Genomic DNA, 16,093 nt, shown 5'->3' with positions numbered 1-16,093 from the left:
CCGGCCGGCGCCGAGGCATCAGGCGACGACGACGCGGACCCATCCGGCGACGACGGCGTGGAGGCATCCGGCGACGCAGGCGACGACGGGTCGGGCGACGACGGCGACGAACCGTCGGGACCGGCCGGCGCCGAGGCATCCGGCGACGACGACGCGGACCCATCCGGCGACGACGGCGTGGAGGCATCCGGCGACGACGGCGGGACGTCGACAGCGCCCCCGCCGTCGATCGTGGTGGTGCCGGTGTCGCCCGCGCCGGGCGTCGGCGCGTCGTTCGAGACGTCGACCGGGGCGACGCCGCTCGAGTTCGACGGGGCACCGCCGGGGCCGGACGGGGTCGGGCCGTCGGGCGTGGTGACGCCCGCGCCGCTCGGGTCGACGGAGACCGTTCCGCCACCGCCCGGGCGCACCGCGTTGATGCCGCGGGCGCCCGCCGTCAGGCCACCGCCCAGCAGCGCACCGAGCACCATGCCGGAGATGGGGTTGAACTCGTTCCCGGAGATGCCGGACTCCACGCCCGAACTGACCAGGCCGTCGATGGCCCCTGCACCCGTTCCGCCCGCGATCTCCCGAGCGCCCGCGCGAAGGCCCGGTCCGCCGCTGCCGCCGAGGAACCGCGATGCGGGCGAGGATGCCGCGCCTCCCGCGAATGCGGAGATGAAGGCGGTGCCCACGTCCTGAGGCTTGTAGTCCTGCTCATCCGCGCGCATGTGGTTGACGCTCGTGGTCGCGATGGCGCTGGCGAGGCCCGCCTGGAGGCCCTCCTTCCCCGCGCGAAGGCCGCCACGCACGAGCGCGCCCTTCAACCCGCGGATGCCCTTGAGGAAGTCCTTGAGCCGATCGATGAGCTTGCCGATCTTGATGCACCAGCGGATGACCGTCGTGCCGACCTTGGCGGCGGTCGCGAGGGCCCCCAGACCCGCGGTGACGACGGTGAGCAGGCCGCCGATCGCGAGCTCGGCGGCGATCTCGATCGCCATCTGCTTCAGGAACCAGCCGAGTTCCTCCCGCATCTGGCGCAGCTGGCGCCGGAAGTCGGAGATCCACTGCTGCATGGCGTCGGCGCTCTCGCGCATGCGGTCGAGGCCGTCGGCGAGGCTGGTGCGGCACGAGAGCATCCGGCCCTGTTGCGGAAGCGTCAGCGCCGCGACGTTGGGCATGCTGTTCGACACGCGGGATTTCGCGGTCTGGATGCTGTCGCCGAAGGTGCCCCACGCGTCGGATGCCGCCTGCAGCTTGTCCTCGTCGCCGGTGGGGATCACGACCCCGATCTGGGCGAGTCCCCACTCGATGAGCTCCTGGAACTCGCCGAGCGGTCCGGGCCAGCCGGCACCGAGGGCGTCCGGCACCGTGGCCTTGTCGTGGTCGATGGTCGGTTCGGCCTCGTCGGGGGATGCCGTGGCGGGGTCGAGGCCCGCGCCGGGCTTCTGGGCGGCGTCGTAGGCGCGGGCGGTGTTCGAGAGCGCAGCGTCGACGACGCGGAGGGCGTTGCCGAACGAGGTCACCGCGGTGATCGTGGGCCCTGCGAGCGCGTCGTAGCCGTCGCTGCCCTGGCAGAACTCCTCCGCGGCGTTGTCGTCGCCGGCCATGCCGCCGCTGTCGCCCAGTCGATCGACGAGCGTCGTCACCGCGCTGTCGAGCGTTCGAGCGATGCTGAAGAGGTCGTCTCCGTCTTGGACCAGGCGTGCCGGATCCAGCTTCACGTGCGCCATCTGTGCCCTATCCGAGATTCGATTCGATCTTCGACCACGCGGTGTTCAGGTCCTCGATCGTCTTCGTATACGAGTCGAACGACGCCTGCGCCTGCTTCTGCAGCGCCCCGGCGGCGCCCTCCAGCGCGGTCGCGCCGGCCGCCCACGCGGCGAACGAGCCGAGGAACGCCTGCATCGCGGGGCCCTGCCATTCAGCCGGCAGCATGTAGGCGAAGCCGCTCGCGCCCTGCTTCAGCGCGGAGCAGTACCCCATGAGCTCGGTCATCGTCTGCACGAGCGCACGGAGCTCCGCGGTGTCGGCCTGCTGTTCAGCCACGGTCATCCCCATCCGGCGAGCCGGCCCCGTCCGAGGTGTTCCCCTGAACGATCTCGGGGATGTCGACGCTCGCCATCGCCGACGCCTCCCACTCGACCTGTGGCTGCACGAGCGGTTCGCCGTCCGGCCCGAGCCGGAATACCCCGGTGCCGATGGAATCGTCGTCGCCATCGCCGTCGGTGTCGCCCGATCCCCCACCGCCGACCTGGCCGCTCTTGCGCGGGCCGAGCATCCCTCCGCCGAATCGCTCCACCTCGTCATCGCCCGCGTAGTCCCGGCCGAAGAACTCCGCCATGTCCTCGGCTCGCTCCTCACCGGTCGCGATCCGCTTGCCGAGGCCGCCTGAGGCGCTGCGCACCGCCACGAGGCCCTGCCGCCCGCCGGTGAAGCTCCCGCCGATGCCCGCCTCCGTGCGGGTGTAGGAGCCGTCGGCGGCGATGAGGCCCTGTTGCAGGCCCGTCAGCGCAAGCCGCACCTGCCCGGCGAGTGCCATGAACGAACCCCAGTTCTCACTGAACTTCTCCGCGTCCTCGCCGACCCAGGTGGCGCCTGCCACGCGCGTGACGGCTTGGTCCGCAGAGGCGAGATTCGAATCGAACGTCGCCACCACGGTGCCGATCAGGGCGGCCACCTCGCTCAGCGAGTCGGCGCGAACCTTGAAGTAGACCATGCCAGATCCCTCGGTCGTGGCCGGATGCCGGCGCGCCGGGCGCGTCGGCACCGAACTCGCGGATGTCAGCCGTTGAACGTGTTGGCGATCGCGTTCTCGCTGTCTTCGTACGACAGCGCCGCCTGGTTGAGGAGGTCGCTGATGCCCTGGAGGGATTCCTTGAGCTGGAGGCCGGCCTGGTCCCACTGCGAGTACAGCTCGTTGAAGCTCTGCGACGCGGTGCCCGACCAATCACCCGAGATGAGGCCCTCGACGAGGGACTTCAGGTTGGACAGCTGCGATTCGATCGACTGCGAACCGGACGACAGTTGCCCGGCCACGCCTGCGAGCGAGTCCGAAGTGACGCGGATCTCCGCCATGGTTTCCTCCGTTGTTCAGCGAGATTCAGGGTGCTCCGGTACGTTAGCGCGCCGTGCACCCCGAGCGAGATGGGGAGGACTTCCCATGCGCTTCAGAACGCGCGGATGACGAAGTTGAGGTCGCCGACCCAGACCGTGTCGCCGGGGAAGGCCTCGACGCGCGACCCCGCACTCTCCAAGGGGGTGACGACGCCGTCGCGCTCGATGCCCGACCCGTTGCTCGATCCGAGGTCACCGACGGTGATCGTGCCGTCGGCCACCTCCAGGGCGAGGTGCACTCGTGACACCGAGCGCGTGTCGTCGGCGACCTCGATCCCCTGGACGCCCATGGCGAGCGCGGTGTCACCCGGCTTCCGTCCGATCACCGCGCTGCCCGCCACCGTGACCCGCTGCCCGGTCGAGAAGGAGAGCTCGACGCGCTCGATGCGCGCGCGTTCGGCTGGCTGGGGTGTCGGTGTCGGTGCCGCAGCCCCGGCCGGCTCGGCTCCTCCCTGGCGCTGCTGCCACGGGAGCGTGCCGGGGAGGGGCACGGCTTCGATCCGTGACGTCGTCGGTCGCGGCCTCGGCGCGCTTTCCGCGGGGTGTCCGGATGTCGCGGGCGTGGCGAACTGCGGCGGCACCGGCGGACGCGCGGGCTGCTGCGGGATCAGCTGGCCGCACTCGAGGCAGTACATGCTGTTCGGCTGGAGCGTCGCGTCACAGTAGACGCAGCGTGCAGAAGCCACGGGGGAGCACGTCCTTTCGTCAGCGGCGCGGGTCGCGGAGCGCGCCCGCTCAAGTGTATGGCGGTGGATGCAGTGTCACTGGCGGATGTCGGGCACCCGTACCGGAAGCCAGCCCGAGGCGGTGGAGAGCGCTCCGGCACCGGCCGACGCCCGGCCGAGCATGAACTTGGGAATGGGCGATCCGATCACCTGCGTGCCGTTGATCGCGCTCTCCGGCCGCAGCACGAGCGCCCGACGCGACTTCTTGGCCTCGACCATGGGGCCGCCGAACAGGGTGGACACCGCCTCCGTGTCCGCGGCCACGATGAACGTGGCCCGGTGCTTGACGCCGGCCAGCGCATGCTCGAGCGGCGCGTTCTTGAACTGCTCCGCGTCATCGACGACGACGGTGACGCGATCTCCGACACCGTCGAGGATCTCATCGAGCTGCTGCGGGCTCGTGTCGCCTGCAGCGATGGTGGGCGTGCCGTGACCGGCCGCGACCTCCGTCAGGATCGACTGCCGAGCCGAGACGACGACGATCGGCTCCTTCCGCCACGCGAGTTGGTGCACGACCGCCGCAAGCGTCGACGACCGGCCGGACTTGCGCGTGCCGGTGACCACGAAGCCACCCTCGGCCGGCCAGTCGAGCGTGAATCGCGAAAGCAGGTCACCGCCCACGGCCACGACCGGCCCGTCGGCGGGTCCCGAGTCGCCGAGTGGAAGGTCGTAGGCGGCCGTGAGGGCGAGGTACGCCGGCAGCGGGTCGACACGGAACGGCCTCGGCAGCTCTGCGAGCTGACCGAACTGGTCGAAGTGGTCGCGAACCAGCTCGACGGTGCGCCGGAGCGCGGTGGTCTGGGCCTCGCCTCGTGTGTCTCGCACCAGCACGGCCAGCTGCGCCTCGGCGCCGTTGCTGCCGTAGAGCACGCGGCCGGGCGGCAGGTCCAGGGGGATGTCCCTGGCCAGGATGCCGGCCGTGCGGTAATCGCTGACGTCGCGCATCGGCAGGGCGTACTGCTCGTCGATGAACGAGGTGATCTTGTCGCCGGAGATCCCACGATCGCCGGTGAGGAGCACTCGCAGCCCGACCGCGGGTCCCTCTCGCAGGACGCGCATGAACTGGTCGCGGAAGGTGACCAGTTGGTCGGGGTTCATCGTCGACAGCATCCGCTCCCAGCCGTCGATGGCGACGATCATGTACGGCAGCGCCTCTGCCGGCTCCGCCTGCGCCCGCTGCTCGCGGATATGACCGACACCCGCGTTCGACAGCACGGCCTGACGATGCCCGAGCTCATCGAGGAGCCGCTGGACGAGTCGGGGCAGCCGGTCGGCATCGAGCTGGGTGACCACGGCACCGCAGTGCGGTGCATCGACGAACGGGAGCAGCGCGCCGTTGCCGAAGTCGATCACGTAGAGGTGGAGGTCCGCCGGTGAGAACTGCTGCACCGTCTGCCCGAGCATGGTGCGCAATGCGGTCGTGCGACCGGACATCGAGCCGCCGAGGAACAGCACGTGGGAGCCGTCGACGACGTCCCAGGTGAGGGCCCGCTGCGACTGCTCGCCCGGCACGTCCTCGAGTCCGAGCACGATCGACGTCGGCGCCACCCGGTGGTCCTCGAACCGTTCGAGCGGGAGCACGGTGGGGAGCGGGACGAGCCACGGCGACGGGTTCTTCGGAATGCCGAGTTGAACGGTTGCGGCCGTGATGAGGTTGACGAGGGCCCGAAGGTCGGTGTCGTCATGGTCGGTGTTCACCGCGTGGGTCGGCGCCGACGGGGGGTACTTCGCGGGGAACCCCAGCGAAGCCCACTCGAGCGGCGCCTTGCGGGGCAGCACCTTCACGGCACGCTGGGCGCCGGGCCGGATGCCTGCCACGCGTGCGGTCTGGAATCCCGATGGGGACGCCGACGGACCGAGCCGCACGTAGCCGCGTCCCGGCGTCGCGGCGCTGATGAGCGCCGCTTCCCCGGACCCCAGGATGTCACTCGAATCCGAGCGATCGGTGACGCGCAGCGCGACCCGGAGGTTGATGTTCGACTGCATCTCCGGCGTCACGACTCCCGAGGGGCGCTGCGTGGCGAGCACGAGGTTGACGCCGAGCGAGCGACCCACCCGAGCGATCCGCACCAGTCCGTCGATGAATTCCGGAAGCTCGGTCTTCAGCTCGGCGAACTCGTCGATCACGATCATCAGCCGGGCGAGTCCCCCGCGAGCGGCTGCCTCGGGATCCTTGGCCCAGGCACCGTCGACGTCCTTCGCGTTCATGTCCCGGAGGACTCGTTCGCGGCGCTTCAACTCGGCGTCGAGGGATGCGAGCGCGCGCTCCGTCTCGCGGGCGTCGAGGTTCGTGACCATGCCGACCGTGTGCGGGAGTCGCTCGCAATCCGCGAACGCGGAGCCGCCCTTGTAGTCGACGAGGACGAAGTTGAGTGCGTCAGGGCGGTTCGCCATCGCGAGACTGACGACGAGCGCCTGCAGGAATTCCGACTTGCCGGATCCCGTCGTGCCGGCCACGAGCGCGTGGGGGCCGTCCCGTGAGATATCGAGCGCGAACTCGCCGTCGGCGTTGGCTCCGACCACCACGAAGGTGTTGCGGGGTTGCCGCCGCCAGCGATCGACGAGCTGGTCGGGATCGTCGAGATCGATCTTGAGGAGTTCGACCATGCGCACGCTCGTGGGGAGCATCGCGTCGTCGCCGACCCCGCTCACGTGGCGGATCGAGCAGAGGCTCCGTGCGAGCTCCTCGGCCCGCACGAGCGAGAGTCCGTCGAGCAGCACGGTCGGGAAGTACTCCGAACCCGTCTCGAAGCGCGCGATGGAGGGCTCCACGGGGTCGATCACGACGATGCTCCTGGCCTCCTCGGGCAGCCGTGCGCGCTCCGTGTCGAGGGCGATGACATGGATGCCGTGTGCTGGGCCGTGCTCGAGCAGGGGCACCATGCCGGGCAGCATTCGGAAGTCGCGCGCGCCGTCCACGACGATCACGACATCGCCGGGAGCTTCCGCCCCACGCTGGCCGGCAGCGCGCACCCGGTGTTCGAGCATCACCGCCGCCTCACGGATACGTTCGCGGCGGCTGTCGTCGGTGTTGCCGAACATCGCGGGCACCGTGCCGCCCGACTGTGCGTGCGGCAGCCACTGCGCCCACTCCCAGGCAGCGGAGTCGGCGGCGTCGCAGATGATCACGACCTCCGCGTCCCGGGGCGAACGGAGGGTGCTGAACGACGCGAGCATGGCGCGGGCCACGTTTCGCGCGGCATCCGCGGGGCCCGCGATGCCCACGACGCCCGTGCGCAGGTCGGCGGCGACGGGCACCGGCGACACGCCGACTCGGCGCGAGGCCGTCCGGTCCTTGCCGCCGCCCTCGAAGCGGACGTCGAGTGCCACCTCGGTGACCCCGACGCGCAGCAGCAGCGCATCGTCGTCGGTACGGCGCCGCTCCCAGAGTCGGGCGAGGGGCGCGATGGCGATGTCGGAAACGACCACCGGGTCCGGCAACCGGTACCAGGCCTCGAGCCGCTGGACCCGCGCGAGCTCGGCGATGCGCCGACCGGCGGCCTTGACGTCATCGATCCATTGGCGCTCGGTCTTCAGCCCCCGCTTCTTCGCCATGCGTCGGTTCGCCAGGAACGAACCCACCACCATGATGGGGCTCGCCGCAGCCATGAGCAGCATGATCGCGCGTCCGAAGACGATCGCCATCGTGACTCCGAGGACGACGGGGATGATGGCGGACAGCCATGGCATCGGCGACTGGTCGGGATCCTCGGGCTTGTCGCCCGGGAGCTGCACGACCGGTTGTTCCTTCGACGGTCGGATGCGCGACGGGCGGTTGAAGCCGCGGTCGCCGAGCGCGTCGCGCGTGAGATCGGCATCGGAGGCCGGGGTGACGCCGATTCGGAGCATGCTGTTGCCCAACTGCACGAGATCGGCGGGGACGAGGTCGACCGACCCGGTGAGCGGTTCGCCATTGACCCAGATCGGTGCATCATCGGACGCCCCGGCGAGCGACGAGGTCAGCGGGGCCGCTCGCCCGTCCGCAGTCGGCGACGCCGAGCTGATCGCGAGCGTCGCGTGCACCGGCGCGAGGGCCGGGTCGGCGATCATGATCGACGCCTCGGCGCCCGATCCGATCGAGTAGGAGGCACCGCGCGCCACCGGAACGATGTCGCCGGCGAACGGTCCGCCGACCACCTCGATGCGGATGGTGCCGGGTGCAGGCTGCGAGGTCGGCCGGGATGGCCGCGTCGCTCCGGACAGCAGAGGTGTCTGGGCAAGCGGCGTGGCCGCCGCAGCGGTGCGGTCGAGCAGGGTCGCCGGCACGCCCAGCGACTCAGCCACCTCGCCGATCGTGGTCGCCTCGTCGGTCTCGAGCATCCACGACGTAGGTCCCCCGCTCTGCGCGGGGTCGTCGATCGTGACGCGAAGCGTCATCCATTCCACCCTTCTGAGGCGCTCATCGCGCGCCCACCCGGTCCAATATGCCGATGAGCGACGCGAACAGGCCGGCGCGCTCGTCGCCTCGGGGCCCGACCGGCCGGGCCGGCACGACCGCAGCGGCGACCGCGCCGCCACCAACCCGTCCGGATGCCGGGACAAGGCCCTCGGTGGGCAGGTCACCGCCCGCCCGGACGAGCGTGACCGAGCCGGTCGACTGCTCGCCATCGGCCGAGGCGACCGCGAAACCGAACTGGTCCACCGCCACGTCGGCGAGCGTCGTGTACTCCGCGATCCCGTCGGCTCCGCAGACGACGCCGCCATGCACGGGGGCACCGCACCCGGTGAAGAACACTTCCGCATCGCCGTTCGAGAACACCAGGGACGCGAGATCCACCGTGGTCGAGCCGGCCGGATCGAGCGGTGCGAAGACGTTGAGCGCGATGAGCTCGGCCGGACCGGGACGGGTGACGGGGATGACCAGGGTCGACTCGGGCGATGCGGTCCCGAAGTCGTCGACGAAGCGGATCACGATCTCGGCCTCGCCCGCGTAGCCGGCGGCCGCTCGGAACACGACGTGCGTGGACGTCGCAATCGCACTGCCCGCCGTCGCCGGACGGACGTCGACCACCTCGAGTGCTCCACGCTCCGCGCAGACCGTGCACTCCACTCCGAGATCGCTGATCGGCACGAGCGACACCGAGCCCGCTGCCACCGGTGTCGCCGGGCGGGTGGGGGTGACGGAGGGCGCCTCGGGCGGGGCCGTCGCCACGACGTAGTCGAAGGCCAGGTCGGTGCGCCCGTTCGTGAGCCCGACCGGAATCGTGACGGGGTCGGCATCCGGGTCGAAGCCCGTGGCGGCCAGTTCGATCCGGGTGGCGTCGCACGCGACGACGAGCGGCGACGACGCGACCGGACCCGTGCAGTCGCTGATCTGCCAGCCTTCGGCGGGCTCGATGGTCGCGGTCCCGAGATACGGGACGTCGATCCGCGTCGGGCCCGACGGCAGGAGATCGGGCTCGGAGGCGTTCGCGGCGGACGTGGATGAAGGCGCGGAGGCCGCTGCGGCGATGGTCACTGCGAGGAGCGTGACGAGACCGCCCCGCCACGTCGCCCCCGCCATCGTCCTCCCGTCGTCGCCTCAGCCGGCACAGGCGCCGGAGCGCCCGAGTTAGTATGCTAGCGGTCGGCGTCGACCGCCCGGTGCGCCTGTGCGCAGCACTCGATCACGCGCCGGCGAGTCGGCCGTTCCGCCATCGACGAAGGGGAGCGATGCTCGACCGCCCACGGCCGCAGACGATCCAACGCCCGAGTCTCGGCTCCTCCGCCGGTCAGACCCGACTCCATGGATCGGATGTCGTGCGCCCGCTCGGCTCGACCGGCTCCGTCCTCCCCGAGTTGGCCGAAGCGCCGCAACGCGAACGCAAGTGGTGGCTCCATCCGGCATTCCTCGTCAGCGTCGGGCTCACCGTCCTCGCCCTCCTCGGTGCCGCCGCCTGGTTCGTCATCGCGGCGGTCACCGATGACTCGGTGCAGGTGACCGGCCTCTCGATCTCGGATGACGCCGGCAACGCCCACCTCGACTGGAACGGCCCCGACGACGCGTATTCCATGTTCGCGGTGCACGGCAACGGCGAGGTCGTCGACCTCACCCAGCTGATCCGGGGCACCGAGGCGTGGATCCCCTCCGCCGCGGGACTCTATGGCGACGACACGTGTTTCGTGGTGCGCCCCGCGAGCGTCGACGCGGAGGTGTCCCTCGATGCGTCGGCCCTCAGCGGCCAGCGCGGTCAGAGCACGTGCGTCGCCGACGCGGCCCGATGATGCGGATGCGGAATCCGTCCGTCGTGGCCCTCGTCGCCGTGGGCGCGCTCGCCATGACGGGGTGCGCCGCATCGGCCTCCTCCCCACCGAGCCCGAGCGGGGTGGCCCTCGACGCGTTCGACCCGGCCGCGGGCAACGGGCTCTGGCTGCTCGGCGGCGACGCCGCGGGCGCCGAGATCGTGGACTCGGTTCGGGAAGCAGGCTCGGTGCGCTACTCCGGCTCATTCACCGAGCTCGTTCCCGCCACCCCCGACGTCGACCCCGCCCCCGGCCGCTCGCTGACGATCGACTACGCCGGCCGGCCGGGCACGGCGACCGCCCGGATCACCGCGGGTGATCTGGAGTTCGACCTGGTCATGGTCGACGGCCGGACCTACGTGCGAGGCAACGCCGCCTACGCCGAGCGCACGGGGATCGCCGCCGCGGCGCAGGGATACGTCTGCTCGGTCGGTGCGCAGACGCTCCTCGACGAGTGGGCCCCGCTCCTGCGCCCGTCCGAGTTGGTGGCGTCGCTCATCGACTCGAGCGAGTCGCTCACGGTCGAGCCGCCACGGCCCGGCGATTCCACGGTCTCCGTCGTCATGGGGGGATCGGAGGCTCCCATCGGGGAACTGACGGTCGCGCGCTCCGGAGCGCCGCTTCCGATCGGCTTCACAGCCGGTGACGGCAGCGGCGACGGGGCCTTCTCCTTCAGCGCGTGGGGCGAGCCGATCGAGGTCGCCCGACCGGCCGATCGCGTCGTGGACTGCGACGCCTGACGTCGCCGAGCTCGAGCTCATCCCGATCCGGCCGCAAGGTCGCCGTGATCGCGGGCGCGCATGTCGATGGGGAGTGGTCACCATCCCCGACTCAGCAGCGTACCGGGGCGCGCGCGAGTGCCGCCCGCCCCGACCTCGGGCGTGCGGCACCGGAGCAGGTCAGGACCGCTGGGGCTGCGGCCCGGCCGCGAGCTCGCGTTCGTACGTCTCGCGGGCGATGCGATTGCGCTCGGTGACCGCGCGACCGCGAGCCGCGAGCCAGCCGCCGAACCAGATGGGGATCTCGCGGGCGATCACGAAGGCGGCGATCGCGAAGGGGTCGAGCCAGCGCTCGCGCAGGAAGCCCGCCGAGTCGTCGACCGGCAGCCGCCACGCCTGCACGCTGAGCACGGCTCCACCGATGTAGGCGAAGTACACGAGCGCCGCCACGAGCAGGCCGAACACGGCGTAGTACCACCAGGCCCCACGGTTCACGATCGCGGCGAGCAACGCGAACCCGAGGAGGAACGCCAGGGAAGGCACCCAGAACACCGGGCTCAGCAGGAAGTCCACGAACGCGTCGGTCGTCTCGGCGGTGTCGCCGCGTGCGAGCAGGAGCAGGTACGCGACACCCGCATACAGGAGGGCGAAGACGACGGCGCCGATGAGGGCCACGAGCACGCCGAACCCGCGATTGCTGCGGAGCTTGGGGGGTGCCGGAGCCTGCACGTAGACGGTCTGCGGGGCCGGGGCCGGGGCGGGAGGCGGAACCACCTCGGGCTCCGGCGCGACGGTGGCGGCGCCCGCGGCGATCCCGGGGGCGGCGACGGTGGCGGCCGGCACGTAGGTCTCGCGCCGCACGGTGTCCGCCGGTACCGGTTCGGGCACCGCGTCCTGCACGTCGCCGTCGTCGTCTGCATCGGATGCCCCGTGCGCGGCGTTCGCCCGTTCGACGGCGGCGTCGAGCCGGGCGGTGGCGTCGGGCGACTCGAGCGGCTCCTCAGCCGGTTCGGGCACCGCGGGTTCGGATGCCGCGGGTTCGGATGCCGCCGGGTCGGATGCCGCGGGTTCCGATGCCTCGGCCGGGGGCACCGGCTCGGATTCGGGCGACGGCAGGCCCTCGTCGGTCACGTCGGCCTCGCGCTCGGACGTGGGCGGCTCGTGTCCGTCCGCGTCGTGCGGGCGCTCCGGTTCGGATCCGGGAGTCGTGCTGCTCATGATCGCGCTCCTTCCGGGCGCCGTCGCACCCGCCGATTCGGCCACTGTAACAAGGCGCGACGGCCATTCGAGGCAGCCGCGCGGCGCTTCGCGGCACGCCGACCCGGCCGGGCTCGCGACATCCGGATGTCCCGGGACGCCGAAGGGCCCCGGATCGCTCCGGGGCCCTTCGGGGTGTTGCGACGATCAGCTGTAGTTGCCGGGCGTGAAGTCGTCGCTCGAGAACGCGTCGAAGTCGACGAAGCTGAGGTCGCCCTCGGCGAACGCCGCGTCGTCGGCGAAGATGCGGTTCGGGTAACGCTCCGCCTTCGCCTCCTCCGTGGCCTCGACCGCGACGTTCCGGTACTTGTTCAGACCGGTGCCGGCGGGGATCAGCTTTCCGATGATCACGTTCTCCTTGAGGCCGACGAGCGGGTCGGACTTGCCCTCCATGGCGGCCTGCGTGAGCACGCGGGTCGTCTCCTGGAAGGACGCGGCCGACAGCCACGACTCGGTCGCGAGGGACGCCTTGGTGATACCCATGACCTCCTGGCGGGCCGAGGCCGTCTTCTTGCCCTCGGTGAGCGTGGCCCGGTTGATCTCGTTGTACTTCGAGCGGTCGACGAGCTCGCCGGGGAGCAGGTCGGTGTCGCCGTGGTCGACGACGGTGACCTTGCGCAGCATCTGCCGCACGATGACCTCGATGTGCTTGTCGTGGATCGGCACGCCCTGCGAACGGTAGACGTCCTGCACGCCGTCCACCAGGTGCTTCTGCACCTCGCGGACGCCCTTGACCCGGAGGACCTCCTTCGGGTCGACGGTGCCGACGATCAGCTGCTGGCCGAGCTCGACGTGCTGGCCGTCCTCGACGAGCAGCGTCGAGCGCTTGAGCACGTTGTACGCGATCGGCTCGTCGCCGTTGTCGGGCGTGAGGATGACCTTGCGCTGCTTCTCGGTCTCGTCGATCGTGATGCGACCGGCGGCCTCGACGATGGGCGACGCACCCTTGGGGGTGCGGGCCTCGAAGAGCTCCTGCACGCGGGGAAGACCCTGCGTGATGTCGTCGGCCGAGGCCGAACCACCGGTGTGGAAGGTACGCATCGTCAGCTGCGTGCCGGGCTCGCCGATCGACTGGGCCGCGATGATGCCGACGGCCTCGCCGATGTCGACGAGCTTGCCGGTCGCGAGCGAACGGCCGTAGCACTTCGCGCACACGCCGACCGCGGACTCGCAGGTGAGCACCGAGCGGACCTTGATCGACTCGACGCCCGCCGCGATGAGCTCGTTGATGAGCACGTCGCCGACGTCGGATCCGGCGGCCGCCACGACCTCGCCCTTCGCGTTCACGGCGTCGGCCGCGAGCGAGCGGGCGAACACCGAGTTCTCGACGTTCGGGTCGCGAACCAGCTTGCCCGAGGCATCCGTCGTCGCGATCGGCAGGTCGAGGCCCTTGGTCGTGCCGCAGTCGTCCTCGCGGATGATGACATCCTGCGAGACGTCCACGAGACGACGCGTGAGGTAGCCCGAGTCCGCCGTACGGAGAGCCGTGTCGGCCAGGCCCTTGCGGGCACCGTGCGTCGCGATGAAGTACTCCGCCACGCTCAGCCCCTCGCGGTACGAGGAGATGATCGGGCGCGGGATGATCTCGCCCTTCGGGTTGTTCACGAGGCCTCGCATGCCGGCGATGTTGCGCACCTGCAGCCAGTTGCCACGGGCGCCCGACGTCACCATGCGGTTGATGGTGTTGTCGGTCGGGAAGTTCTCCTGCATGGCCTTGGCGACCTCGTCGGTGGCCTTCGTCCAGATCTGGATGAGCTCCTGGCGACGCTCGAGGTCGGTCGTGAGACCCTTCTCGAACTGCGACTGCACCTTGGCGGCCTGCTTCTCGTACTTCGAGACGATCTCGCCCTTGTTCGGCGGCGTCACGATGTCGGAGAGTGCGACGGTCACGCCCGAGCGGGTCGCCCAGCGGAAGCCGGCGTCCTTGATGCGGTCGAGGGTCGCGGCGACCTCCGTCTTCGGGTAGCGCTCGGCGAGGTCGTTGACGATCTGCGAGATCTGGCCCTTGCCCGCCTGCTGGTTGAAGTACGGGTAGTCCTCGGGCAGCGCCTCGTTGAAGAGCGCACGACCCAGCGTGGTCTCGAGGAGGTAGGGCTTACCCGACTCGAAGCCCTCGGGCTCGTCGCCCTCGGCGAAGTGCAGCCCCTCGAGGCGGATCTTCACCTTGGCGCCGAGGTCGAGCGCGATCTCGCCCGGGCGGTTCTGGTCGAACGCGAGGATGGCCTCGGCGATCGACGAGAACGCGCGGCCCTCGCCGGCTGCGCCCTCCTTCTGCGTCGTCAGGTGGTGCAGGCCGATGATCATGTCCTGCGAGGGCAGGGTCACCGGACGGCCGTCCGACGGCTTCAGGATGTTGTTGGACGCCAGCATGAGGATGCGGGCCTCGGCCTGCGCCTCGACCGACAGCGGCAGGTGCACGGCCATCTGGTCGCCGTCGAAGTCCGCGTTGAACGCGGCGCAGACGAGCGGGTGCAGCTGGATGGCCTTGCCCTCGACGAGCTGCGGCTCGAAGGCCTGGATGCCGAGGCGGTGCAGGGTGGGCGCGCGGTTCAGCAGCACGGGGCGCTCGCGGATGATCTCCTCGAGCACGTCCCACACCTGCGGACGCGAACGCTCGACCATGCGCTTGGCGGCCTTGATGTTCTGCGCGTGGCTCAGGTCGATGAGGCGCTTGATCACGAACGGCTTGAACAGCTCGAGCGCCATCTGCTTGGGCAGGCCGCACTGGTGCAGCTTCAGCTGCGGGCCGACCACGATGACCGAACGGCCGGAGTAGTCGACGCGCTTGCCGAGCAGGTTCTGGCGGAATCGGCCCTGCTTGCCCTTGAGCATGTCGCTCAGGGACTTGAGGGCGCGGTTGCCGGTACCCGTGACCGGGCGACCACGACGACCGTTGTCGAACAGCGCGTCGACGGCCTCCTGCAGCATCCGCTTCTCGTTGTTCACGATGATCTCGGGGGCACCGAGGTCGAGCAGGCGACGCAGGCGGTTGTTGCGGTTGATCACGCGACGGTAGAGGTCGTTGAGGTCGGATGTCGCGAAACGGCCGCCGTCGAGCTGCACCATCGGACGGAGCTCCGGCGGGATCACCGGCACGACGTCGAGCACCATCGCGGCCGGCGAGTTGCCGGTCTGCAGGAAGGAGCTGACCACGCGCAGGCGCTTGATCGCGCGGATCTTCTTCTGGCCCTTGCCCTCGGCGATCTGCAGGCGCAGGTCGTCGGCCTCGGCGGCCAGGTCGAACGCCTCCAGGCGCTTCTTGATGGCCTCGGCGCCCATGTAGGCCTCGAAGTACATGCCGAAGCGGTCCTGCAGCTCGTGGAACACCGAGTCCTCGGGCTTCAGGTCGCCGACCTTGAGGGTGCGGAAGTCCTCCCACACGCGCTCGAGGTGCGCGATCTGCTCGTCGGCGCTCTTGCGCACGCCGGCCATCTCCTTGTCGGCGGCGGCCTCGGCGCGCTTGCGCTGGTCGCTCTTGGCGCCCTCGGCCTCGAGCTCGGCGAGCTCGGCCTCCTTGCGCGCCATGAGCTCGGCGATGCGCGCGTCGCGCTGGTCGCCGATCGTCTTGATCTCGAGGCGGAGCTCGTTCTCGAGGCCGGGCATGTCGGCGTGACGGCCCTCCTCGTCGACGTCGATCACCATGTAGGCCGCGAAGTAGATGACCTTCTCGAGGTCCTTCGGCGCCATGTCGAGCAGGTAGCCGAGGCGCGAGGGCACGCCCTTGAAGTACCAGATGTGCGTGACCGGGGCGGCGAGCTCGATGTGGCCCATCCGCTCACGGCGCACCGAGGACTTTGTGACCTCGACACCGCAGCGCTCGCAGACGATGCCCTTGAAGCGCACGCGCTTGTACTTGCCGCACGCGCACTCCCAGTCGCGGCTGGGTCCGAAGATCTGCTCGCCGAAGAGGCCGTCCTTCTCGGGCTTGAGCGTGCGGTAGTTGATGGTCTCGGGCTTCTTGACCTCGCCATAGGACCAACGACGGATGTCGTCGGCGGTGGCCAGACCGATGCGAAGCTCGTCAAATGTGGTTGCGTCGAGCAATTTCTCTCCTAGAAAAGTCTCAGTCGTCGT

Annotated in this window: 10 protein-coding genes and 1 pseudogene; 2 read left to right on the top strand and 9 right to left on the bottom strand. The window is 70.5% G+C overall.

What is annotated here, in order from left to right:
• The 7 genes and pseudogenes from EZM51_RS20580 to EZM51_RS20575 all read right to left on the bottom strand — a co-directional run.
• Positions 1-1,712 (bottom strand): annotated as a pseudogene (locus EZM51_RS20580) (hypothetical protein); the annotation flags it as partial.
• A gap of 7 nt (positions 1,713-1,719) precedes the next feature.
• Positions 1,720-2,028, bottom strand: a complete 309-nt coding sequence (locus tag EZM51_RS11705) for a hypothetical protein (RefSeq protein WP_136708456.1) — start codon at positions 2,026-2,028, stop codon at positions 1,720-1,722.
• A complete protein-coding gene (locus tag EZM51_RS11700; RefSeq protein WP_136708455.1) occupies positions 2,021-2,698 on the bottom strand; it encodes a WXG100 family type VII secretion target in 678 nt (225 codons plus the stop codon). The genes EZM51_RS11705 and EZM51_RS11700 overlap by 8 nt, the downstream gene beginning before the upstream one ends.
• 65 nt (positions 2,699-2,763) lie before the next feature.
• On the bottom strand, positions 2,764-3,057 hold the full coding sequence (locus EZM51_RS11695) for a WXG100 family type VII secretion target (protein WP_136708454.1): 294 nt from the start codon (positions 3,055-3,057) through the stop codon (positions 2,764-2,766).
• Positions 3,058-3,149: 92 nt separating this feature from the next.
• Positions 3,150-3,587 carry an FHA domain-containing protein gene (locus EZM51_RS11690; RefSeq protein ID WP_169053890.1) on the bottom strand — a complete coding sequence of 146 codons (438 nt, stop codon included), beginning with the start codon at positions 3,585-3,587 and terminating at the stop codon, positions 3,150-3,152.
• A gap of 270 nt (positions 3,588-3,857) precedes the next feature.
• The gene (locus tag EZM51_RS11685) at positions 3,858-8,198 is read right to left on the bottom strand and encodes an FtsK/SpoIIIE domain-containing protein (RefSeq protein ID WP_169053889.1); all 4,341 of its coding nucleotides are present in this window, start codon (positions 8,196-8,198) and stop codon (positions 3,858-3,860) included.
• A 22-nt stretch (positions 8,199-8,220) separates the two neighbouring features.
• Entirely contained in the window at positions 8,221-9,279 is a 1,059-nt protein-coding gene (locus tag EZM51_RS20575; RefSeq protein WP_169053888.1) for a hypothetical protein, read from the bottom strand.
• A 194-nt stretch (positions 9,280-9,473) separates the two neighbouring features.
• On the opposite strand from EZM51_RS20575, the gene EZM51_RS11680 reads away from it, so the two are divergent.
• Positions 9,474-10,025: a hypothetical protein gene (locus EZM51_RS11680; protein WP_136708451.1), complete on the top strand. Its 552-nt coding sequence runs from the start codon at positions 9,474-9,476 to the stop codon at positions 10,023-10,025.
• 5 nt (positions 10,026-10,030) lie between these two features.
• Positions 10,031-10,783, top strand: a complete 753-nt coding sequence (locus EZM51_RS11675; RefSeq protein ID WP_136708450.1) for a hypothetical protein — start codon at positions 10,031-10,033, stop codon at positions 10,781-10,783.
• Positions 10,784-10,942: 159 nt separating this feature from the next.
• Here EZM51_RS11675 and EZM51_RS11670 read toward each other — a convergent pair whose 3' ends face one another.
• Together EZM51_RS11670 and rpoC are read right to left on the bottom strand one after the other, a co-directional pair.
• Entirely contained in the window at positions 10,943-11,980 is a 1,038-nt protein-coding gene (locus EZM51_RS11670; RefSeq protein ID WP_136708449.1) for a hypothetical protein, read from the bottom strand.
• Between the two features lie 186 nt (positions 11,981-12,166).
• The gene (gene rpoC / locus EZM51_RS11665) at positions 12,167-16,063 is read right to left on the bottom strand and encodes a DNA-directed RNA polymerase subunit beta' (protein ID WP_136708448.1); all 3,897 of its coding nucleotides are present in this window, start codon (positions 16,061-16,063) and stop codon (positions 12,167-12,169) included.
• Positions 16,064-16,093 lie beyond the last annotated feature (30 nt).

It is taken from the genome of Agromyces sp. H66 (genome assembly GCF_004959775.1).
Taxonomy (GTDB): domain Bacteria; phylum Actinomycetota; class Actinomycetes; order Actinomycetales; family Microbacteriaceae; genus Agromyces.
This window is presented reverse-complemented; position numbering and strand designations above follow the sequence as displayed.